Source organism: Anaeromyxobacter paludicola, from assembly GCF_023169965.1.
Taxonomy (GTDB): Bacteria; Myxococcota; Myxococcia; order Myxococcales; family Anaeromyxobacteraceae; genus Anaeromyxobacter_B; species Anaeromyxobacter_B paludicola.
The window spans coordinates 4529188-4548761 of sequence record NZ_AP025592.1; the positions used below are offsets into that span (position 1 = coordinate 4529188).

17 protein-coding genes are annotated in these 19574 nt (G+C 74.1%); 14 read left to right on the forward strand and 3 right to left on the reverse strand.

The features are described 5' to 3' along the window. The first annotated feature begins 105 nt into the window (after nucleotides 1-105). Both AMPC_RS20160 and AMPC_RS20165 read left to right on the forward strand, forming a co-directional pair. Nucleotides 106-2580 (forward strand): ATP-binding protein, encoded by a 2475-nt coding sequence (locus AMPC_RS20160; protein ID WP_248343405.1) that lies wholly within the window; start codon nucleotides 106-108, stop codon nucleotides 2578-2580. 31 nt (nucleotides 2581-2611) lie between these two features. After that, complete coding sequence (locus tag AMPC_RS20165) at nucleotides 2612-3505, forward strand: DUF72 domain-containing protein (RefSeq protein WP_248343407.1); 894 nt, start codon at nucleotides 2612-2614, stop codon at nucleotides 3503-3505. Nucleotides 3506-3518: 13 nt separating this feature from the next. Here AMPC_RS20165 and AMPC_RS20515 read toward each other — a convergent pair whose 3' ends face one another. Together AMPC_RS20515 and AMPC_RS20175 are read right to left on the reverse strand one after the other, a co-directional pair. Continuing rightward, nucleotides 3519-4244: a DUF3761 domain-containing protein gene (locus tag AMPC_RS20515; RefSeq protein ID WP_263009626.1), complete on the reverse strand. Its 726-nt coding sequence runs from the start codon at nucleotides 4242-4244 to the stop codon at nucleotides 3519-3521. 115 nt (nucleotides 4245-4359) lie between these two features. Further along, nucleotides 4360-5310: a DUF5996 family protein gene (locus AMPC_RS20175; protein ID WP_248343409.1), complete on the reverse strand. Its 951-nt coding sequence runs from the start codon at nucleotides 5308-5310 to the stop codon at nucleotides 4360-4362. 356 nt (nucleotides 5311-5666) lie between these two features. Here AMPC_RS20175 and draG point away from each other — a divergent pair, with 356 nt between their 5' ends. Then, nucleotides 5667-6605, forward strand: a complete 939-nt coding sequence (draG, locus tag AMPC_RS20180) for an ADP-ribosyl-[dinitrogen reductase] hydrolase (protein WP_248343411.1) — start codon at nucleotides 5667-5669, stop codon at nucleotides 6603-6605. Here the strand turns inward: draG and AMPC_RS20185 are convergent. After that, on the reverse strand, nucleotides 6580-7371 hold the full coding sequence (locus AMPC_RS20185) for an NAD(+)--dinitrogen-reductase ADP-D-ribosyltransferase (protein ID WP_248343413.1): 792 nt from the start codon (nucleotides 7369-7371) through the stop codon (nucleotides 6580-6582). The genes draG and AMPC_RS20185 overlap by 26 nt on opposite strands. A gap of 147 nt (nucleotides 7372-7518) precedes the next feature. Between AMPC_RS20185 and nifA the strand changes: the two genes are divergently transcribed. The 11 genes from nifA (at nucleotide 7519) to AMPC_RS20240 (ending at nucleotide 19551) form a co-directional block, all read left to right on the forward strand. Further along, nucleotides 7519-9099 (forward strand): nif-specific transcriptional activator NifA, encoded by a 1581-nt coding sequence (gene nifA, locus AMPC_RS20190; protein ID WP_248343415.1) that lies wholly within the window; start codon nucleotides 7519-7521, stop codon nucleotides 9097-9099. A 164-nt stretch (nucleotides 9100-9263) separates the two neighbouring features. After that, on the forward strand, nucleotides 9264-10133 hold the full coding sequence (nifH, locus tag AMPC_RS20195) for a nitrogenase iron protein (protein ID WP_248343417.1): 870 nt from the start codon (nucleotides 9264-9266) through the stop codon (nucleotides 10131-10133). Between the two features lie 28 nt (nucleotides 10134-10161). Next, nucleotides 10162-11604 carry a nitrogenase molybdenum-iron protein alpha chain gene (gene nifD / locus AMPC_RS20200; RefSeq protein WP_248343419.1) on the forward strand — a complete coding sequence of 481 codons (1443 nt, stop codon included), beginning with the start codon at nucleotides 10162-10164 and terminating at the stop codon, nucleotides 11602-11604. Nucleotides 11605-11694: 90 nt separating this feature from the next. After that, nucleotides 11695-13164, forward strand: coding sequence for a nitrogenase molybdenum-iron protein subunit beta (gene nifK, locus AMPC_RS20205; protein ID WP_248343420.1), 1470 nt, complete (start codon nucleotides 11695-11697; stop codon nucleotides 13162-13164). Between the two features lie 22 nt (nucleotides 13165-13186). Then, nucleotides 13187-15937 carry a bifunctional nitrogenase iron-molybdenum cofactor biosynthesis protein NifEN gene (locus AMPC_RS20210; RefSeq protein ID WP_248343422.1) on the forward strand — a complete coding sequence of 917 codons (2751 nt, stop codon included), beginning with the start codon at nucleotides 13187-13189 and terminating at the stop codon, nucleotides 15935-15937. A gap of 8 nt (nucleotides 15938-15945) precedes the next feature. Then, nucleotides 15946-16323: a nitrogen fixation protein NifX gene (gene nifX, locus AMPC_RS20215; RefSeq protein WP_248343423.1), complete on the forward strand. Its 378-nt coding sequence runs from the start codon at nucleotides 15946-15948 to the stop codon at nucleotides 16321-16323. 44 nt (nucleotides 16324-16367) lie between these two features. Then, the gene (gene fdxB, locus AMPC_RS20220; RefSeq protein ID WP_248343425.1) at nucleotides 16368-16631 is read left to right on the forward strand and encodes a ferredoxin III, nif-specific; all 264 of its coding nucleotides are present in this window, start codon (nucleotides 16368-16370) and stop codon (nucleotides 16629-16631) included. Between the two features lie 46 nt (nucleotides 16632-16677). Beyond that, nucleotides 16678-17097, forward strand: coding sequence for a nitrogen fixation protein NifX (nifX, locus tag AMPC_RS20225; protein WP_248343427.1), 420 nt, complete (start codon nucleotides 16678-16680; stop codon nucleotides 17095-17097). Beyond that, on the forward strand, nucleotides 17094-18404 hold the full coding sequence (gene nifB, locus AMPC_RS20230; RefSeq protein ID WP_248343436.1) for a nitrogenase cofactor biosynthesis protein NifB: 1311 nt from the start codon (nucleotides 17094-17096) through the stop codon (nucleotides 18402-18404). Before nifX (AMPC_RS20225) ends, nifB begins: the two co-directional genes overlap by 4 nt. Next, on the forward strand, nucleotides 18404-18748 hold the full coding sequence (locus AMPC_RS20235; RefSeq protein WP_248343438.1) for a nitrogenase-stabilizing/protective protein NifW: 345 nt from the start codon (nucleotides 18404-18406) through the stop codon (nucleotides 18746-18748). The genes nifB and AMPC_RS20235 overlap by 1 nt, the downstream gene beginning before the upstream one ends. Further along, nucleotides 18736-19551: a HesA/MoeB/ThiF family protein gene (locus tag AMPC_RS20240; RefSeq protein WP_248343439.1), complete on the forward strand. Its 816-nt coding sequence runs from the start codon at nucleotides 18736-18738 to the stop codon at nucleotides 19549-19551. The genes AMPC_RS20235 and AMPC_RS20240 overlap by 13 nt, the downstream gene beginning before the upstream one ends. Nucleotides 19552-19574: the final 23 nt, after the last annotated feature.

Below are 19574 nucleotides of genomic sequence, written 5' to 3' on the forward strand. Positions count from 1 at the left end.
AACGCGGAGCCCGCGCCGGGGGGTGTCATGGCCGGGAAGGACCCTGCTCGAGAGGCTCTCGGACCGTCCGCGGCGGCGCCGCCCGCGCCGGAGGCGCGCTACCCGATGAGCTCCGGCGCCTGGGCCTACCTCGCCGCGGTGGGCGTGTCCGGCCTCGCCCTGGCGCTGCGGGTGTTGACGGCGCCGTTCTTCGGCGGCGGCGTCGCCTACCTCACCTTCTACCCGGCGGTCATGTTCGCCGCGACGCTGGGCGGCCTGGGGCCCGGGCTCGTCTCCACCGCCCTCTGTGCCGCCGGCGCCGCCGCGTTCGTGCTGCCGCGCGCCGCGCACCTGCTGGCCCCGCCGGCGGCGGCGAGCCTGGCGGTGTTCGCGCTCATGGGGATCGCGATGAGCCTCACCGCCGGGCTCCACCGCCGCTCGCGCCAGCGGCTCGCCGACGACGAGAAGGAACGGGCCGTGCGGGCGCGCGAGGAGGAGCTGGCGGCCGCGGAGGCGGGCCGGCTGCGCGAGCAGGAGGAGGAGGCCCGCGCCCGGGCGGTGCAGCTCGAGGCGGTCCTCGACTGCATCGGCGACGGCGTGATCGTCTACGACCGCGAGGGGCGGACGGTCCGCTCCTCGCCGGCGGCCGACGCGATCCTGGGGGTGCCGGCGGAGGCGCGCGCCGGGCCGGTGGCCGACCGGGCGATGCGCCAGTACGAGGTCCTCACCGAGGACGGGCGGCGGCAGGGGCCGAGCGAGATGGCGGCGGTGCGGGCCGCGGTCCACGGAGAGCGGATCCCGGCGGCGCTCTACCAAGTCCGGGCCTTCGGCCTCGCGCCGCGCTGGCTCATGATCAGCGCCACGCCGCTCTTCGTCGGCGGGCGGCACACCGGCGCGGTGCTGTCGCTCTCCGACGTCACCGCGCGCAAGCGGGCCGAGGAGGAGCTCCGGGTCGTGACCCGGCTCTACGCCGTGCTGAGCCGGGTCAACGAGGCGATCGTCCGGATCCGGGACGAGCGGCGGCTCTTCGAGGCGGTCTGCCGCATCGTCACCGAGGACGGGGTCTTCCCGCTCGCCTGGGTGGGAGAGGTGCGGGGGCGGAAGGTGGTCCCGGCGGCCGCCTGGGGTCCGGCCGTGGACTACGTGCGCTCGCTCGAGGTGGAGGTGGACGGTCCGCTCGGCCAGGGGCCGACCGGGACCTGCGTCCGCGAGGGCCGGGTCATCATCAACGAGGACTTCGACAGCAACCCGGCCACCACGCCGTGGCGCGAGGCGACCCTCGCGCACGGGCTGCGGGCCTCGGCGGCCTTCCCGCTGCGCCGCGCGGGCGAGGTGGTGGGCGCGCTCACGTTCTACGCCGGCGAGCCCGGCGCCTTCACCGCGAAGCAGGTGCAGCTCCTCGAGGCGCTCTGCGCCGACCTCTCCTACGCGCTCGACGCGCTCCAGCACGAGCGGCTCCGGGCGGAGGCGGAGCGGGGGCTGCGCGAGGCCGACCGCCACAAGGACGAGTTCCTCCGGATGCTCTCGCACGAGCTGCGCAACCCGCTCGCGCCGATCCGCAACTCGGTCCAGGTGCTCCGGCTGGCCGAGGCCGGGGGCGAGCAGGCGGCGCGCGCGGCGGGGGTGATCGAGCGGCAGGCGGCGCACCTGACCCGGCTCGTGGACGACCTGCTCGACGTGACCCGCATCGCCAGCGGCAAGTTCGCCTTGCGGCGCGCGCGGCTCGACCTGCGCGACCTGGTCCGGCGGACCGCGGACGACTTCCGGGCGGTGATGTCGGAGCGGGGGCTCGCGCTCGAGGTCGCGCTGCCGGCGACGGAGGCCTGGGTGGACGCGGACGCCACCCGCCTCACGCAGATCCTGGGGAACCTGCTCCACAACGCGGCCAAGTTCAGCGAGCGCGGGGAGACGGTGCGCGTGGAGCTCCGGAGCGTCGACGGCCGCGCGGAGCTGTCGGTGCGCGACTCCGGCGTGGGCATCGACCCCGAGCTGCTCCCCGCCATCTTCGACCCCTTCGTCCAGTCCGACCGGACGCTGGCGCGCAGCGAGGGCGGCCTCGGCCTCGGGCTCGCCCTGGTGAGGGGGATCGCCGAGCTCCACGGCGGCACGGCGCGGGGCGAGAGCCCCGGCCCGGGCCGCGGGGCGGAGCTGGTGGTGACGCTCCCGCTGGCGGAGGCGCCGGCCGCCCCCGCCCCGGCCCCGGTCCCCGCCGCGGGTCGGGCCCCCTCGGACGCGTCCCGCGGCCGCCGGGTGCTGGTGGTGGACGACAACCAGGACGCGGCCCGCTCGATGGCCGACGTCCTCGAGCTGCTCGGGCACGCCCCGCGGGTGGCCCACGACGGCCCGAGCGCCCTCGCCCTCGCGCGCGAGAGCGCGCCGGAGGTGGTGCTCTGCGACATCGGGCTGCCCGGGATGAGCGGGTACGACGTGGCGCGGGCGCTCCGGGCCGACGGGGGGCGGGACGCGCGGCTCATCGCGGTCACCGGGTACGCGCAGGCGGAGGACGTCCGGCGCGCCGTCGAGGCCGGCTTCGACGCCCACCTGGCGAAGCCGTGCGACCTCGCCGAGCTGCAGCGGCTGCTCGCGGCGCCGCGGGCTTGACCGGGCGCGGCCCCGGCGGCATGAACCGGGCGTGATCCGCTTCGGCCCCGCCGGCTGGGACTACGAGGACTGGTCGGGGAAGGTCTACCCCAGGCCGGCGCCGCGCGGGTTCGACCCCCTCGCCTACCTCGCCCGGTACTTCGACGCGGTGGAGCTCAACGCCTCCTTCTACCGGCCGCCGGCCGCGAAGGTGGCCGAGTCGTGGCTGCGGCGCGTCGAGGACCGGCCCGACTTCCGCTTCACCCTGAAGCTCTGGCAGCGCTTCACCCACGAGCGCGAGAGCGCCTGGAGCGCGGACGACGTGAAGGCCGCCCGCGCCGCGCCCGACGCCTTCGCCCGCGCCGGGCGGCTCGGGGCGGTGCTGCTCCAGTTCCCCTGGTCGTTCAAGCGCGAGGAGGCGAACGAGGAGTGGCTGCGCGACCTCCTCGCCCGCTTCGGCGACCTGCCGCTCGTGGTCGAGGTCCGCCACGCCTCCTGGAACGTGCCCGAGACCTACGGGCTGCTCGCCGAGCGCGGCGCCGGGTTCGTGAACCTCGACCAGCCCATGTTCCGCCACTCCCTCGGCCCCTCCGCGGTGGCCACCTCGGCGGTGGGCTACGTGCGCGTCCACGGGCGCAACCACCAGGACTGGTTCCGCGAGGGGGCGGGGCGCGACGCGCGCTACGACTACCTCTACCCGGCCGCCGAGCTCGCGCCCTGGGCCGAGCGCGTCGGCGCCCTCGCCGCGGCGCCCGGGGTGAAGGACGTGTTCGTCGTCACCAACAACCACTTCGAGGGCAAGGCGGTGGCGAACGCCGCCATGCTGGCGTCGATGGTGCGGGGCGAGCGGGTGGCCGCGCCGCCGGACCTCGTGGCGGCCTACCGCGACGCGCTCGCGCCGTACGCGGACGCGGTGGGGCAGGGGCAGCAGGCGCTGCTGCGGTAGGGCCGGCGCGGCGCTACTGCTTGTCGAGCCACTCCGCCACGCCGCCGTGGCGGGAGCAGGCGCCGGTGTGGTGCTTCGCGTACGAGAAGCTGCCGTCCTTGCAGCGGGCCGTGGGCGGCCCCTTGGCCGGGTCGGGCGCGGCGCCGGTCCCGCCGGTGGTGGGCGCGGCGGGGGCGGCGCCGGTGGTGGGCGCCGGCGGGGCGCGGGTGGTCCGCTCCGCGGGCGCCGGCGGCGGGACCACGGGCGGCGGCGTGACCGCGGCCGGGGTCTGCGCCGGCGACGGCACCGCGCCCGTCTGCGCGCGCGCCGTGGCGGCCCTGTCCACGCCGCCGTGGCCGCGGCAGGCGCCGCGACCGCCGCGGGAGGTCGCGCCGTCCTTGCAGATCACGGTCGCCTCGGCGGCCTTCGACTCGCCGCGGGCCCGCGCCTCGTCCCCCTTCTCGCGCGCCTTCTCCTCGGCGCGCCCGGCCTTCTCGTCGGCCTGCTTCGCCTTGCGCTCCGCCTTCTCCTGCGCCTTGGCCGCCTTGTCCTGGGCCTTCGCGGCCTTTTCCTGGGCCTTGGTGGCCGCCTTGTCCACGCCGCCGTGGCCGCTGCAGGCGCCCCGGCCGCCCTGGGCGGTCGTGCCATCCTTGCAGACGACGCTCCTCTCGGCGTCGGCGGCGAGGGCGGAGCGGGGGTAGAGCGCGGCGGCCGCGGCGATCGCCGCGAGCGCCACCAGGCTGCGGAGGTGCAGGGTCATGGGGTTCCCTCCCGGGGCAGCGGCCGGCGCGACGGCGCCTGGCCCGCCCCGCTCCCGTTAGCGGCCGGTGGTCCGAGGGCGCGCGCCCGAGGGGGTGCCGACCCGTGCAGGCCGCTCAGGACAGCCCGAGCCCCGCGGGCTCGTACGCCGCCCACCCCGAGCCGGCCCGGGACGCCGGCTCGGGGCGCTCCAGGGCCTGGCGGTCCCACCGGCCGAGCTCCGCCCCGAGCGCGTAGGCCGACTCGAAGAAGGCGAGGAGCGCCTGGTCGGGCGCGCCGCTCCGCCGCACCGCCTCGTAGGGCAGCAGGAACTCCTTGAGCTGCGGGTCGTAGCGGCCGCCGGCGACCTCCCCGTCGGCGAAGCCGGGCGGCTCGGGCGCCGCGTAGGCGTAGAAGCTCGCGTCCACGCCGCCGCCCCCCGGCCAGAACCCGACGCTCACCACCTCGTGCGAGTAGGCCTCGCGGGTGACGGCGTCGGCGCCGGCCCGCTCCGGCGCGCGGCGCCCGGAGAAGAAGGTCAGCGCGAGGTCGAAGGAGCCCCAGAAGAACTGGATCGGGCTCGCCTTGCCGAGGAACCGCCCGCGGGCGCGCGCCATCACCTCCGAGGTCCGCGCCAGCACCTGGAAGAAGCGCCGCACGGCGGCCGCGTCGTAGCTCGCGTGGACGCGGTCCTCGTCGAGGCCCAGCCGCTCGTCCGGGATCTCGCAGGTGGCGGGCCGGATCGACACCGCGATCCCCAGCCCGCCGAGCGCGCCGAGCAGCCGGTCGTGGAAGTCGGCCACGGCCATCGGCTCGAGCGCGAACCCGGCGCGCGCGCCGTCGCTCGTCTCCACCCGGACCTCGTGCGCCACGAGGTCGAGCCGGATCTCGAAGAGCCGCTCGCCGTCCGGGACGGTCGAGGTGGTGAGGCCGCGGGCGGTCACGTAGAGCGGCACCTGCCACCAGTGGTTCACCGGGTGCGCGCGCGCGAGCCGGATCTTCCCGACCACCTGGGCCATCCGGTGCAGCGTCTCCTTCGTGTCCGACCAGTCCTCGAGGTGCAGCGCGGGCCAGGGTTCGAGCGCCATGATCTCCTCCGGCGGGTGGCGGTAACGGCGCGAGCGGGCCCGTTCCTCGCCCCGGCCGCGCCGCACCCCGAAGAGATGGGAGGGCCTGCCCGCCCGCTCGCCCCCCGCGGCGCGGCGCGGCTGGCGGGGCCGCGCGCTCGCGCGGCTGCGTCGCGAGGCCCCTCGCTGCTCGAGGACGCGGCAGCCCCGGGCCTGCGCTGCGCGCAGCGTGCGCCGGCTCCGGGTGTCGCCGGCGCGGCGCGGCGCGGCCGGAACCCCGCCGCGCCGGGCGCCACCGGCGGGCGCGCGCGTCGCGGAACGCGCGGGTGGCCCGCCCTTCCCGCGACCCGGCACGCCCGCTGCAACCGCGTTCGCGCGTGCAGGGGCTCCGCTTCCACCTGGACGACGTCCGGGCGCGCGCCCGCGCGGCCTTCCTGGGCTTCGCCGTCGGCGACGCCCTGGGCGCGCCGGTCGAGTTCATGACCGCCGGCGAGATCCGGGCGCGGGGCGAGCACCGGGAGATGACCGGCGGGGGCTGGCTGCGGCTCGCGCCGGGGCGGGTCACCGACGACACCGAGATGGCGCTCTGCGTGGCCCGCGCCCTCGACGAGGCGGGCGGCTTCGAGCTGCGCCGGGTGGCGGACCGGCTCGCCGAGTGGCTGAAGCGCGGCCCGATCGACGTGGGCAACACCTGCCGCCGCGGCCTGCGCGCCTACCTCCTCGAGGGGCGGCTCGAGGCCCCGCCGGGCGAGTGGGACGCCGGCAACGGCGCCGCCATGCGCGTGCTGCCGGTGGCGCTCCGGACCTTGGGCGACTTCGGCCTGCTCGCCGAGTGGGCCGTGGCCCAGGGCCACCTCACCCACAACCACCCGCTCTCCGACGCCGCCTCGGTGCTGCTCGGGAAGCTCGTCCAGGTGGCGGTGCTGGGGCTCTCGCTCGAGCGGATGCGCAAGGAGTGCCGCGCGCTCGCCGAGGCGCACCGCGCCTTCGCCTTCGAGCCGTACCGGGGCGGCGCGAGCGGCTACGTCGCCGACTCGGTGCGCACCGTGCTCCACCACTTCTTCCGGGCGCGCGGCTTCGAGGAGTGCCTGGTGGGGGTGGTGAACGAGGGGGGCGACGCCGACACCAACGGCGCCATCGCCGGGATGCTGGCCGGCGCCTACTGGGGCCGGGAGGAGATCCCGGAGCGCTGGACCCGGCGGATGGACCCGGCGCTCCTCGCCGAGCTCGACGCGCTCGCGCTGCGGCTCGTCGAGGCCTCGCCGCTCCTCGGCGCGCGGGCCGAGGCGGTCACGCGGCGAGCTTCCGGACCCTGACCTCGCCGCCGATGACGAGCCACTCCCGCTCCCCCTTCAGGATCGCGCGGGGGAGCAGCTCCGACCAGAAGAACACCTTGGCGAGCGGGACCCGCACCTCCCAGACCGTGCTCCCGAACTCCCAGGCGCGCTCCGGGTCGTCGGTGAAGGAGGAGAGGTTGTTGAGCTTCACCCGCCACTCGCGCGGCCCGAGCCGCTCCAGCGCCTGCTGCTCCCCGGGCGCCTGCACGCCGCGCCAGAGCGTGCGCCAGCGCTCGCCGGGGAAGCGGCGGCCGAGCTCGTACTGGGTGAAGGCGTGGAGCAGGTCGAGCTGCGAGAGGATGGCGTTGGTGCGGGCGCTGCCGCGCATCCGGTCGGCGGCGTAGCGCTGGTAGCTGTCCGAGTCGGGGCCGCCGAGCGGCTCGCGGTGGAAGAGCGGCGGCAGCCCGAGCCGGCTCTCGACCCAGCTCTTCAGCACCGCCCCCTCCACCGAGGACGAGTCCACGCCCCACCCGCGCAGGAAGCGCAGGTAGCTGTTCTTCTTGCTGCGCCGGGCGAGCTCCCCCTCCGCCTCGGTCCAGTGGTGGAGCTGGAACCGGACGCTCAGCCAGTCGTCGAAGCGGCGCGCCCGCTCGGCGGGGTCGTCGAGCCGGTCGAGCGCGTCGAAGAGGAAGCGGTTCGACGCGCGCACCCCCTGGATCTCGATGGGCTGCGGGTCCTCGGCGAAGTGGGGCGAGGCGAGCGCCCAGGGGGGCAGGTTGCACAGGTTGAACGAGCTCTCGCCCACGCGTCGCGCGCTCCCCGTGCCCGGTTCGCGGGCACGCCGTCGCCCGGAGGCCGGGCGCGTCGCCATCGTCTCCGGCCGGCGCGGGCGGCTTCTCGCGGCCCGCGCGGCCGTCGGGCGTGGCATTGCACTTGCTTTGCCAATCCCCCGATGGAGCCACGCCGCGCCGACCTGGAGCTCGAGGCGCTGGGCGAGATCGCCAGCACGCTCTCGTACACCTCGGACCTCAACAAGGGGCTCACCTCGACCCTCACCATCCTGCGGCTGCTGCTCGGGATGGAGAACGGGACCGTGTCGCTCTTCGACCCGGTCACCGGCGAGGTCTTCATCGAGGCGGCGCCGGAGATGAGCGACGCCGAGCGCATCCTCGGCCGCCTGCGGCCGGGGGAGGGGATCATCGGCCGCACCTTCCAGACCGGCATGCCGGCGGTGGTGCCCGACGTCGCCGAGGAGCCGCTCTTCCTCGACCGGACCGGCACCTGGCGCAACTTCCCGGAGCGCCGGGCGCTCCTCGCCGTTCCGATCCGCGACGGGCGCAGCACCCTCGGCGTGCTCACCGTGGACCGGCCGCACCGGCAGGGGCCGCCGCGGTACGACCGCGACATGAAGCTGCTCGGGATCGTGAGCGCGCTCGTGGGGGCGCGGGTGCGGCTCGCCCAGCACGAGAGCCCGCGGCAGCGGGAGGCGCCCGACGAGGCCCCGGCGCTGGCCGCGGCGCCGGCGCTGGAGCGCTTCCCCGGGGTCATCGGCAAGAGCCGCCGGATGCGCGACCTGATGGAGCTCGTGGCCCGGGTGGCGCCGAGCCGGGCCACCGTCTTCCTGCGCGGCGAGAGCGGCACCGGCAAGGAGGTGCTCGCCCGGGCGCTCCACGACGCGAGCCCGCGCGCGGCGCGCCCCTTCGTGGCGGTCAACTGCGCCGCCATCAGCGAGCCGCTCTTCGAGAGCGAGCTCTTCGGCCACGAGAAGGGGGCCTTCACCGGCGCCGCCGCCGGGCGCGCCGGGCGCTTCGAGCTCGCCGACGGGGGCACCCTGTTCCTCGACGAGGTGGGCGAGATCCCGCTCGCCTCGCAGGTGAAGCTGCTGCGCGCCCTGCAGGAGCGCCAGTTCGAGCGGGTGGGCGGCTCGCGCACCGTCACCGTGGACGTCCGCATCGTGGCCGCCACCAACCGCGACCTCGAGGAGGCGGTGCGCGCCGGGGCCTTCCGGCTCGACCTCTACCACCGGCTCTCGGTGGTCACCCTCGACCTGCCGCCCCTGCGCGAGCGCAAGGAGGACGTCCCCGAGCTGGCGCGCCACTTCCTCGCGGCGCTCAACGCCGAGAACGGCCGCCGCTGCGAGCTCGCGCCGGAGGCGGTGGCCGCGCTCTGCGCCTGCCGCTGGACCGGCAACGTGCGGCAGCTGCGCAACTGCCTGGAGCGGGCGGTGGTGTCGTCGCCCGGCGAGCGGATCGCCGCCGCCGACCTCTGCTTCGAGCTGACCGGCGGGTGCCGCCTCGAGGAGGTCGCGGGGGGCGTGGCGCGGGCGGCCGCGGCGGTCCCGGCGCCGTCCGCTCCCGGGCCGGTCGCGCCGGGGCCCTCGGGCGAGGGGGACGCCGCCGAGCGCGCGCGGGTGGTCCAGGCGCTCACGCGCTGCGGGTTCGTGCAGGCCAAGGCGGCGCGGCAGCTCGGCATGACCGTGCGCCAGCTCCGCTACCGGGTGCAGAAGTACGGCATCGCGCTCGAGCAGCTCTAGCCCCTGTCAGCTTCCGGCCTGTCCGTTGTCAGCTTCCGGACAGCGCCCGCCGCGCGGAAAACCCTGGAAAAGCGGAGTTTCGTGGCGGGCACGCCCCTTGCTCTCCCTCCTCCCGTCGGACGGCAGCCGCCGCTCGAAAACGACGGACAAGGAGAGGCAGGCACATGCGGCAGATCGCGATTTACGGAAAGGGCGGGATCGGCAAGTCCACCACCACGCAGAACACGGTGGCCGGGCTCGCCTCGCTCGGCAAGAAGGTGATGATCGTCGGCTGCGATCCCAAGGCCGACTCCACCCGCCTCATCCTGCACGCCAAGGCGCAGTCCACGGTGATGGACCTGGTGCGCGAGCGCGGCACGGTGGAGGACCTCGAGCTCTCCGACGTGATGAAGACCGGGTTCGGCGACGTGAAGTGCGTCGAGTCCGGCGGCCCGGAGCCGGGGGTCGGCTGCGCCGGCCGCGGCGTCATCACGGCCATCAACTTCCTCGAGGAGAACGGCGCCTACACGCCCGACCTCGACTTCGTCTTCTACGACGTGCTCGGCGACGTGGTGTGCGGCGGCTTCGCCATGCCCATCCGCGAGAACAAGGCCGAGGAGATCTACATCGTCTGCTCCGGCGAGATGATGGCCATGTACGCGGCCAACAACATCGCCAAGGGCATCCTCAAGTACGCCTCCTCCGGCAAGGTCCGGCTCGGCGGCCTCATCTGCAACTCGCGCAAGACCGACCGCGAGGCCGATCTCATCGAGGCGCTCGCCCGCAAGCTCGGGACGCAGATGATCCACTTCGTCCCCCGCGACAACCAGGTGCAGCGCGCCGAGCTGCGCCGCATGACGGTCATCGAGTACTCGCCCGAGCACAAGCAGGCCGACGAGTACCGCGCCCTGGCGCAGAAGATCTCGGAGAACAAGAAGCTGGTGGTCCCGACGCCGCTCGAGATGGAGGAGCTCGAGGAGCTCCTCATGGAGTTCGGCATCATGGCCGCCGAGGACGAGACCAAGGTGGGCGTGGCCGAGGCCGCCTCCGCGTAGCGCAGCGAACGGAAAAGGAGACGGGACCATGTCGCAGGTGAAGAAGGTCGAGGGGATCACCCGGGAGTCGACGCAGTCGATGATCGACCGGGCCCTGGAGGCCTACCCCGAGAAGGGCAAGAAGAAGCGCGCGCCGCACCTCGCCCCCAACGACCAGGCGCTCGGGAAGGCCTGCGTCAAGTCGAACCGCAAGACGGTCCCCGGGGTCATGAGCGCCCGCGGCTGCGCCTACGCCGGCGCCAAGGGCGTGGTCTGGGGCCCGATCCGCGACATGGTCCACGTCTCCCACGGCCCGGTGGGCTGCGGCTGGTACTCCTGGGGCACGCGCCGGAACCTCGTCTCCGGCAGGAACGGCGTCTCCAACTTCTCCATGCAGTTCACCTCGGACTTCCAGGAGAAGGACATCGTCTACGGCGGCGACAAGAAGCTCGCCCAGCTGCTCACCGAGGCGAAGGAGCTCTTCCCGCTCGCCAAGGGCATCTCGGTCCTCTCCGAGTGCCCGGTGGGGCTCATCGGCGACGACATCAACGCCGTCGCGAAGAAGATGTCGAAGGAGCTCGACCTCCCGGTCGTCCCCTGCAACTGCGAGGGCTTCCGCGGCGTGTCGCAGTCGCTCGGGCACCACATCTCGAACGACACCATCCGCGACTACATCATCGAGACCCGCGAGTTCGCCGAGCCGGCCGGCCCGTACGACATCGCCCTCATCGGCGACTACAACATCGGCGGCGACGTCTGGTCGGTGAAGTCGCTGCTCGAGTCCTGCGGGCTCAACGTGAAGGCCACCTGGACCGGCGACGGCGAGATGGAGCGGATCGCCGCCACCCACCAGGTGAAGCTCAACGTGATCCACTGCTACCGGTCCATGAACTACATGTGCAAGGTCATGGAGGAGAAGCACGGGATCCCCTGGATCGAGCTGAACTTCTTCGGCCCCACCAAGATCAAGCAGAGCCTGCGCGCCCTGGCGGAGCGCTTCGACGACGAGATCAAGGAGCGCGTCGAGGCGGTCATCGCCGAGTGGGAGCCGAAGATGAAGGCCATCGTGGACGAGTACCGCCCGCGGCTCGAGGGCAAGAAGGTGATGCTCTACGTCGGCGGCCTCCGCCCGCGCCACACCGTGGGCGCCTACGAGGACCTCGGCATGACGGTGGTCGGCTCGGGCTACGAGTTCGCCCACTCCGACGACTACGACCGCACCTCCCCCGAGATGCCCGACGCGACCGTCATCTACGACGACGCCTCGGAGTACGAGCTCGAGCAGTTCGTGCACGAGCTCAAGCCGGACCTCGTCGCCTCCGGCATCAAGGAGAAGTACGTCTTCCAGAAGATGGGGCTGCCGTTCCGGCAGATGCACAGCTGGGACTACTCCGGCCCGTACCACGGCTACGAGGGCTTCTCGGTGTTCGCCCGCGACATCGACCTCGCGGTGAACAGCCCGACCTGGAAGCTGGTCAAGTCGCCGTTCTAGCCATCGCGGCGCCGGCGGCGGGTCCGCCGGCGCCACCACCACCTCCTACCCCCGAACTCACGGGCCCACCGGCCCGCGCAGGAGCGCTGCATGTCCAATGAACTGGGTCTCACGGTGAAGCCGGTGTGCGGGATCTCGCCCGAGGACGAGGCGCGGGTCGCGGCCTGGATCGACACCGAGGAGTACAGGCAGAAGAACTTCGCCCGCCAGGCGCTCACCATCAACCCGGCCCACGCCTGCCAGCCGCTCGGGGCCGAGCTGGCGGCGCACGGCTTCGAGGGGACCCTGCCCTTCGTGCACGGCTCGCAGGGCTGCGCCTCCTACTACCGCTCCACCCTGAACCGCCACTTCCGCGAGCCGGCCCCGGCCGTCTCCGACTCCATGACCGAGGACGGCGCGGTGTTCGGCGGCCAGAACAACCTGCACGAGGGGCTCGAGAACGCGCTCGCGCTCTACAAGCCGAAGATGGTGGCGGTCTTCACCTCCTGCATGCCGGAGATCATCGGCGACGACCTCACCGCCTTCATCAAGAACGCCCGCGCCAAGGGGATCGTGCCGAAGGACCTCCCGGTCCCGTTCGCCAACACGCCCTCCTTCAACGGCTCGCACGTCCAGGGCTACGACGCGATGGTGCTCGCCATCCTCCAGACCCTCACCGCGGGCCGCAAGGTGGAGGGGCGCTGCACCGGGCGCCTGAACCTCCTGCCGGGCTTCGACGCCAACACCGGCAACTACCGCGAGTACAAGCGGATCCTGGAGGCGTTCGGCATCCCCTACACGCTCGTCGCCGACATCTCCGACACCTTCGACTCGCCCAACGACGGCACCTACCGGCTCTACCCGGGCGGCACGAAGCTCGAGGACGCCGCCGACTCGGTGAACGGCAAGGCGACCCTCACCCTCGGCGCCTACGCCACCGCGAAGACCTTCGCCTGGATCAAGGAGGAGTACTCGGGCGTCCACGCCTCCCTGCCGATGCCCATCGGCGTCGCCAAGACCGACGCCTTCCTCCTCAAGCTGTCCCAGCTCTTCGGCAAGCCGGTGCCCGAGTCGCTCAAGGCCGAGCGCGGCCGCGCCGTGGACGCGATGACCGACGCCCAGCAGTACCTGCACGGGAAGAAGTTCGCCGTGTACGGCGACGCCGATCTCCTGCTCGGCTACGTCTCCTTCCTCCTCGAGATGGGCGCGACGCCGTACCACGTCCTCTGCTCGAAGGGCTCGAAGAAGCTCGAGAAGGAGCTCCAGGCGCTGCTCGACGCCTCGCCCTATGGCAAGGCCGGCAAGGTCTACATGAACCGCGATCTCTGGCACCTGCGCAGCCTGCTGGTGACCGATCCGGTGGACGCCGTCATCGGCGACACCCACGGCAAGTTCGCCGCCCGCGACGCCAAGGTGCCGCTCTTCCGCCTCGGCTTCCCGATCTTCGACCGGGTCAACAAGCACCGCGTGCCGCTCGTCGGCTACCAGGGCGCGATCAACCTGGTCACCGAGCTCGTGAACAAGTTCCTCGATCTCAAGGACGAGACCTGTGAGGAGCGCTTCTTCGAGATGATGCGCTAGCGCCGCACGCCCGAGACCCGTCATGGCGCGCCCCGACTACTACGACGCCCCCGACTGCGAGACCCAGGAGAAGGGGGCGCCCAAGTTCTGCAAGAAGTCGGAGCCCGGCGAGGGCACCGAGCGGAGCTGCGCCTACGACGGGGCCCGGGTGGTGCTGATGCCCATCACCGACGCCATCCACCTCGTGCACGGGCCCATCGCCTGCGCCGGCAACTCCTGGGACAACCGCGGCGCGCGCTCCTCGGGCTCGCAGCTGTACCGGCGCGGCTTCACCACCGAGATGCTGCAGAACGACGTGGTGTTCGGGGGCGAGAAGAAGCTCGAGGCCGCCATCCTGGAGCTCTGCGAGCGCTACGGGGGCGAGGCGAAGGCGATGTTCGTCTACGCCACCTGCGTCACCGCCATGACCGGCGACGACCTGGAGGCGGTCTGCCGGGCGGCGGCGAAGCGGGTGGCGATCCCGATCATCCCGGTCAACACCCCGGGGTTCATCGGCGACAAGAACATCGGCAACCGGCTCGCCGGCGAGCTCCTGCTCGAGCACGTCATCGGCACCGCCGAGCCGGAGCGGACCTCCCCCTACGACGTGAACCTCATCGGCGAGTACAACATCGCCGGCGATCTGTGGGGCATGCTGCCGCTCTTCGAGCGGCTCGGGATCCGGATCCTCTCCTGCGTGAGCGGCGACGCGAGGTTCGAGTCCTTGCGGTACGCCCACCGCGCCCGGCTCAACGTCATCATCTGCTCGAAGAGCCTCACCAACCTGGCGCGCAAGATGAAGAAGCGCTGGGGCATCCCGTACCTCGAGGAGTCGTTCTACGGGCTCACCGACACCGCCAAGGCGCTGCGCGAGATCGCGCGGGAGCTCGACGCGCAGGTCGGCAACGCGGTGATGGCGGAGCGGGTGGAGGCGCTGGTCCGGGAGGAGGAGGCCCGCTGCCGCCTGCGCCTCGCGCCGCACCGGGCGCGGCTCGAGGGGAAGCGCGCGGTGCTCTTCACCGGCGGCGTCAAGACCTGGTCGATGGTCAACGCCCTGCGCGAGCTCGGGGTCGAGGTCCTGGCCGCCGGCACCCAGAACTCCACCCTCGAGGACTTCCACCGCATGAAGTCCCTAATGCACCAGGACGCCCGCATCATCGAGGACACCTCGACCGCCGGGCTCCTGGGGGTGATGCGCGAGAAGGCGCCCGACCTCATCGTCGCCGGCGGCAAGACCAAGTTCCTGGCCCTCAAGACCCGCACGCCGTTCCTCGACATCAACCACGGGCGGTCCCACCCGTACGCCGGCTACGAGGGGATGGTCACCTTCGCGCGCCAGCTCGACCTCACCGTCACGAACCCCATCTGGCCGGCGCTCAACGCCCGCGCGCCCTGGGAGCTCTCGCCGGCCGAGCGGGCCGCCACCGCCGCCGCGGCCGCCGGCCACGCCGCCGCCTTCCTGGCGGAGGACCTCCCGTCCTCGCGCGTGAAGCTGCCGGTCAAGGCGGCCACCGTGAACCCGCAGAAGAACTCGCCGGCGCTGGGCGCCACGCTCGCCTACCTGGGCGTGGACCGGATGCTGGGGCTGCTCCACGGCGCCCAGGGCTGCTCCACCTTCATCCGGCTGCAGCTGTCGCGGCACTTCAAGGAGTCGATCGCCCTCAACTCCACCGCCATGAGCGAGGACGCCGCCATCTTCGGCGGCTGGGAGAACCTCAAGAAGGGGCTGGCCCGGGTGGTCGAGAAGTTCCGCCCCGGCGTGGTGGGCGTGATGACCTCGGGGCTCACCGAGACCATGGGCGACGACGTGCAGAGCGCGATCGTCCACTTCCGCAAGGAGCACCCGGAGCTCGCCGACGTCCCGGTGGTCTGGGCCTCCACCCCCGACTACTGCGGCTCCCTGCAGGAGGGCTACGCCGCCGCCGTGGAGGCCATCCTCCTGTCGCTGGCCGAGGGGGGCGAGAAGATCCCGGGCCAGGTGAACCTGCTCCCGGGCGCCCACCTCACCCCGGCCGACGTGGAGGAGGTGAAGCGGTTCGTCGAGGCCTTCGGCCTCACCGTCCTCACCGTCCCCGACATCGCCAACGCCCTCGACGGCCACATCGACGAGGAGGTCTCGCCGCTCTCCACCGGCGGGGTGCCGGTGGAGGAGATCCGCAAGGCCGGGCGGAGCGTGGCCACGCTCTACGTCGGCGACTCGCTGGCCCGCGCCGCGCGCCGCCTGGAGCGCACCCTCGGCGTGCCGGCCTTCGGCTTCACCTCGCTCACCGGGCTCTCCGAGGTGGACGACTTCGCCACCACGCTCTCCGAGCTCTCGGGCCGCCCCATCCCGCCCGAGCTGCGCCGCTGGCGCAGCCGCCTCGCCGACGCGCTGGTGGACAGCCACTACCAGTTCGGCCGCAAGAAGGTCGCGCTGGCGCTGGAGGCCGACCACCTCAAGGGGATGACCCGCTTCCTCCACGGCATGGGCTGCGAGGTGATCGCCGCCCTCTCCGCCACCCGCACCCGCGGCCTCGACGCGCTCCCCTGCGAGCGGGTCTTCGTGGGGGATCTCGAGGACCTCGAGCAGGCGGGCCGCGGCGCCGACCTCCTCGTCGCCAACTCGAACGGCCGCCAGGCGGCGGCGAAGCTCGGGGTCCGCGCCCACCTGCGCACCGGGCTCCCGGTGTTCGACCGACTGGGCGCGCACCAGAAGGTCTGGGTCGGCTACCGCGGGACCATGAACCTGGTGTTCGAGGTCGCCAACCTCTTCCAGTCCACCGCCACCGAGGCGCAGAAGCTCGCGCACAACTGAGGAGCGTCATGAGGGTCGCGTTCACCAGCAGCGACGGCGAGACCATCGACCAGCACTTCGCGGCGGCCGAGCACTTCCACGTCTGGGAGATCGACCCGGACCGCGCCGCCTTCGTCGAGCGGCTCAGCGCCATCACCCGCGCCGAGGACGAGGAGGACCGGATCTCCGCCCGCGCCAGCGCCCTGGCCGGCTGCACCATCGTCTACACGCTGCAGATCGGCGGGCCCGCGGCGGCCAAGCTGGTCTCGCGCCGCATCCACCCCATGAAGACCGGGGCCGAGCGGCCCATCGCCGAGGTGGTGGGCCGCCTGCAGGAGGTGCTGCGCGGCACGCCGCCCCCCTGGCTCCGCAAGGCGCTCGCCGCGCCCGCCCCCGACGCCGACTGACCCCGCCGCGCCCCCCGCGCCCACCACCCTGGAGGAAACGAGAGATGGCCTACGTCACCGGACTCACCCGCGGCAAGAAGGAGTGGACCCCGCAGTTCGTCAACGCCATCGACGACGAGCTCTGCATCGGCTGCGGCCGCTGCTTCAAGATCTGCGCGCACGACGTCCTCGCGCCCAAGGAGGTGGACGAGGAGGAGTCGGCGAAGATGTTCATCACCGTCGCCAACCCCGAGAACTGCATCGGCTGCGAGGCCTGCGGGCGCACCTGCAAGAAGGGCGCGTTCAGCTTCGAGCCGATCGCCGCCTAGGCGCGGGACCGCAGCAGGGGCCCCGCCGCACCCACGGGAGGACGTCATGAAGGTCGCCTTCACCACGCAGGACCTCGAGACGGTGGACGCCCACTTCGGCTGGACGCCGCACCTCGCCATCTACGACGTGCGCCCGAGCGGGCACCGGCACCTCGTCACCGTGGACCTGCCGCAGGCGGCCGAGGACGGCGGGGAGGAGAAGCTCGCCGCGCGGCTCGAGGCGCTCGAGGGCTGCGCGGTGCTCGTCACCAGCGCCATCGGGACCGGCGCCGTGGCCCGGGTGTCGGCGCGCGGGGTCCACCCGATCAAGGTGCCGGATCGCGAGCCCATCCTGCGCTCGCTCGACCGGCTCTGCGCGGTGCTGGCCGGCACGCCGCCGCCCTGGCTGCGCCGCCTCCTCCTGCGCGAGGAGGTGTCGGCGCTCGACCTCTCCCGGCGCGCCGGGGGAGAGGAGGGGACGCCGTGACCCCGAACCCGCTCGCGGTGCTCGGGCCGCCCTCGCCGGCCCAGAACTGCCGCTACGACGGCGGCTGCGGCGGCCACGGAGAGGCCGGGAGCGGGCTGCCGCCGGAGGTGCACGCCCGCGTCGCCGACCACCCCTGCTACGGCCCCGGCGCCGACCACCGCTTCGCGCGCATCCACCTCCCGGTGGCGCCGGCCTGCAACATCCAGTGCCACTACTGCAACCGCAAGTACGACTGCGCCGGCGAGAGCCGGCCCGGCGTCACGAGCCGCCGGCTCACGCCCGAGGAGGCGGTGGCGCGCGCCCGCGCCGTCGCCGCCGAGCTGCCGAAGCTCTCGGTGGTCGGCATCGCCGGCCCCGGCGATCCGCTCGCGCCCGGCAGCGTGGCCCACACCTTCGCCACGCTCGAGGGGGTGAAGCGGGCGCTCCCCGGCGTCCGGCTCTGCGTCTCCACCAACGGCCTCGCCCTCGCCGACCACGCCGACCGGCTCGCCGACCTCGGCGTGGAGCACGTCACCGTGACCGTGAACGCGCTCGACCCGGAGGTGGGCGCGCGGCTCTACGCCTGGGTGGCCTGGCGCGGCCGCCGCTACACCGGCCCCGGCGCGGCGCGGCTCCTCTCGGAGCGGCAGCTCGAGGGGCTCGCCCGGCTCGCCACCCGCGGCGTCCTCTGCAAGGTGAACTCGGTGCTCGTGCCCGGCGTGAACGACGCCCACCTCCCCGCGGTCTCGCGCGCGGTGCAGGGGCTCGGGTGCTTCGCCCACAACGTCATGCCCCTGCTCTCGGCCCCGGAGCACGGCACGCACTTCGGCCTCACCGGCCAGCGCGGCCCCACCGAGGCCGAGCTGGCGGCGGTGCGGCGGGCCTGCGGCGGCCGCCAGATGACCCACTGCCGCCAGTGCCGCGCCGACGCGGTGGGGATGCTCGGCGACGACCAGAACGCCCGCTTCGCCCACGCCGGCGAGGCGGTGCGGGTGGCGGTCGCCACGCGGGACGGCGCGCGGGTGGACCAGCACTTCGGCCACGCCACCGCCTTCCGCGTCTACGAGCTCGCCGCCGGCGGGGCGCGCCTCGTGGCCGAGCGCGAGGTGTCCCACTACTGCCGGGGCGGGGAGGGGGACGAGGACGTGCTGCCCGCCACCCTGCGCGCCCTCGCCGACTGCCGCGCGGTGCTGGTGGCCAAGGTGGGCCGCTGCCCGCGCGAGGCGCTCCAGGCCGCCGGCATCGAGCCCTCCGAGGCGCAGGCGTTCCTGCCCATCCCGGCGGCGCTCGCCGCCTGGGAGGCGGCGCGGGCGAAGGAGGTGGCGTGATGGGCCCGTCGCCGCGGCCGGCGCGCACGCTCGCCGCCTTCCGCCTGCTCGAGACCGCGGAGGAGTACCTCGACTTCTTCGGGATCCGCTATGCGCCCGAGGTCCTCGCCGCCGGGCGCCTCGTCATCCTGCGCCAGCTCTCGCGCGAGCTCGCCGCCGTGGACGGGCTCACGCCGCCGCTCGAGGAGCCCGAGCGGCTCCGGCGCTACGAGGAGTGCCTGCGGCGGGCCTACGCCGTCTTCCGCTGGTCGGGCCCGGAGGCGGAGCGGCTGGTCCTGCTCGGCGGGAGGACCCCGGGATCGGGCTGCGGCGGCTGCGGCGGGGGCGCCGGATGCGGCGCCTGAGCCTCGCGCCCGGGCTCTCGCAGGCCGAGCGGGAGCGCTACCGGCGCCAGCTCCGGCTCGCCGGGTTCGGCGAGGCGGCGCAGCTCCGGCTCCGCTCGGCGAGCGTGCTCGTGAGCGGCTGCGGCGGCGTGGGCGGGGCGGCGGCGCTCTACCTCGCGGCCGCCGGCGTGGGCCACCTCGTCCTCTCGCGCGGCGGGCCGCTGGCCCTCGAGGACCTGAACCGCCAGGTGCTCGCGACGGAGGACCGGGTCGGCTGGCCGGCCGTCTGGGAGGTGCGCGACGCCGTCCGGCGGGTGAACCGGCACGTGCAGGTGGACGCGGTCGAGGAGCCCATCCGGCGGGACGGCGCCCGGCGCCAGGTCCGCCGGGTGGACCTCGCCCTCGACGCCGCCGCCGCCTTCGCCGAGCGCGACGCCTTGAACCGCGCCTGCGTGGCCCTGCGCCGACCGATGGTGGAGGTGGCGGTGGACGACTTCGCCGGCCACCTCACCACCTTCCTCCCCGGCGAGACCCCCTGCCTCCACTGCCTCTACCGGCTGCGGGCCGAGCCCGATCCCGACGGCCCCGGCGTGCTCGGGGCCGCGGCGGGCGCCATGGGCTGCCTCGCCGCCCTCGAGGCGCTGAAGGTGCTGGGGCGCTTCGGCACGCCGCTCGCCGGGCGCATGCTGTCGGTCGATCTGGCCGCGCCGCGCTTCTCCACCTACACGGTGCGGCGGGACCCGCGGTGCGCGGTCTGCGCGCCCCCGTTCCCGGGCGGCGGCGGCAGGGCGGAGGGAGCGGCGCGGCGCACCGGGTCGTGGTAGGAAAGGCGCCACCGGAGGGCGCC

Coding starts and splice junctions, on each gene's coding strand:
- nifD (WP_248343419.1), top strand. CDS start 10,162: ATGTCGCAGGTGAAGAAGGTCGAGGGGATCACCCGGGAGTCGACGCAG.
- nifX (WP_248343423.1), top strand. CDS start 15,946: ATGAGGGTCGCGTTCACCAGCAGCGACGGCGAGACCATCGACCAGCAC.
- AMPC_RS20175 (WP_248343409.1), bottom strand. CDS start 5,310: ATGGCGCTCGAACCCTGGCCCGCGCTGCACCTCGAGGACTGGTCGGAC.
- AMPC_RS20235 (WP_248343438.1), top strand. CDS start 18,404: ATGGGCCCGTCGCCGCGGCCGGCGCGCACGCTCGCCGCCTTCCGCCTG.
- AMPC_RS20210 (WP_248343422.1), top strand. CDS start 13,187: ATGGCGCGCCCCGACTACTACGACGCCCCCGACTGCGAGACCCAGGAG.
- nifH (WP_248343417.1), top strand. CDS start 9,264: ATGCGGCAGATCGCGATTTACGGAAAGGGCGGGATCGGCAAGTCCACC.
- nifK (WP_248343420.1), top strand. CDS start 11,695: ATGTCCAATGAACTGGGTCTCACGGTGAAGCCGGTGTGCGGGATCTCG.
- nifA (WP_248343415.1), top strand. CDS start 7,519: ATGGAGCCACGCCGCGCCGACCTGGAGCTCGAGGCGCTGGGCGAGATC.
- fdxB (WP_248343425.1), top strand. CDS start 16,368: ATGGCCTACGTCACCGGACTCACCCGCGGCAAGAAGGAGTGGACCCCG.
- AMPC_RS20240 (WP_248343439.1), top strand. CDS start 18,736: ATGCGGCGCCTGAGCCTCGCGCCCGGGCTCTCGCAGGCCGAGCGGGAG.
- AMPC_RS20160 (WP_248343405.1), top strand. CDS start 106: ATGAGCTCCGGCGCCTGGGCCTACCTCGCCGCGGTGGGCGTGTCCGGC.
- AMPC_RS20515 (WP_263009626.1), bottom strand. CDS start 4,244: ATGACCCTGCACCTCCGCAGCCTGGTGGCGCTCGCGGCGATCGCCGCG.
- nifX (WP_248343427.1), top strand. CDS start 16,678: ATGAAGGTCGCCTTCACCACGCAGGACCTCGAGACGGTGGACGCCCAC.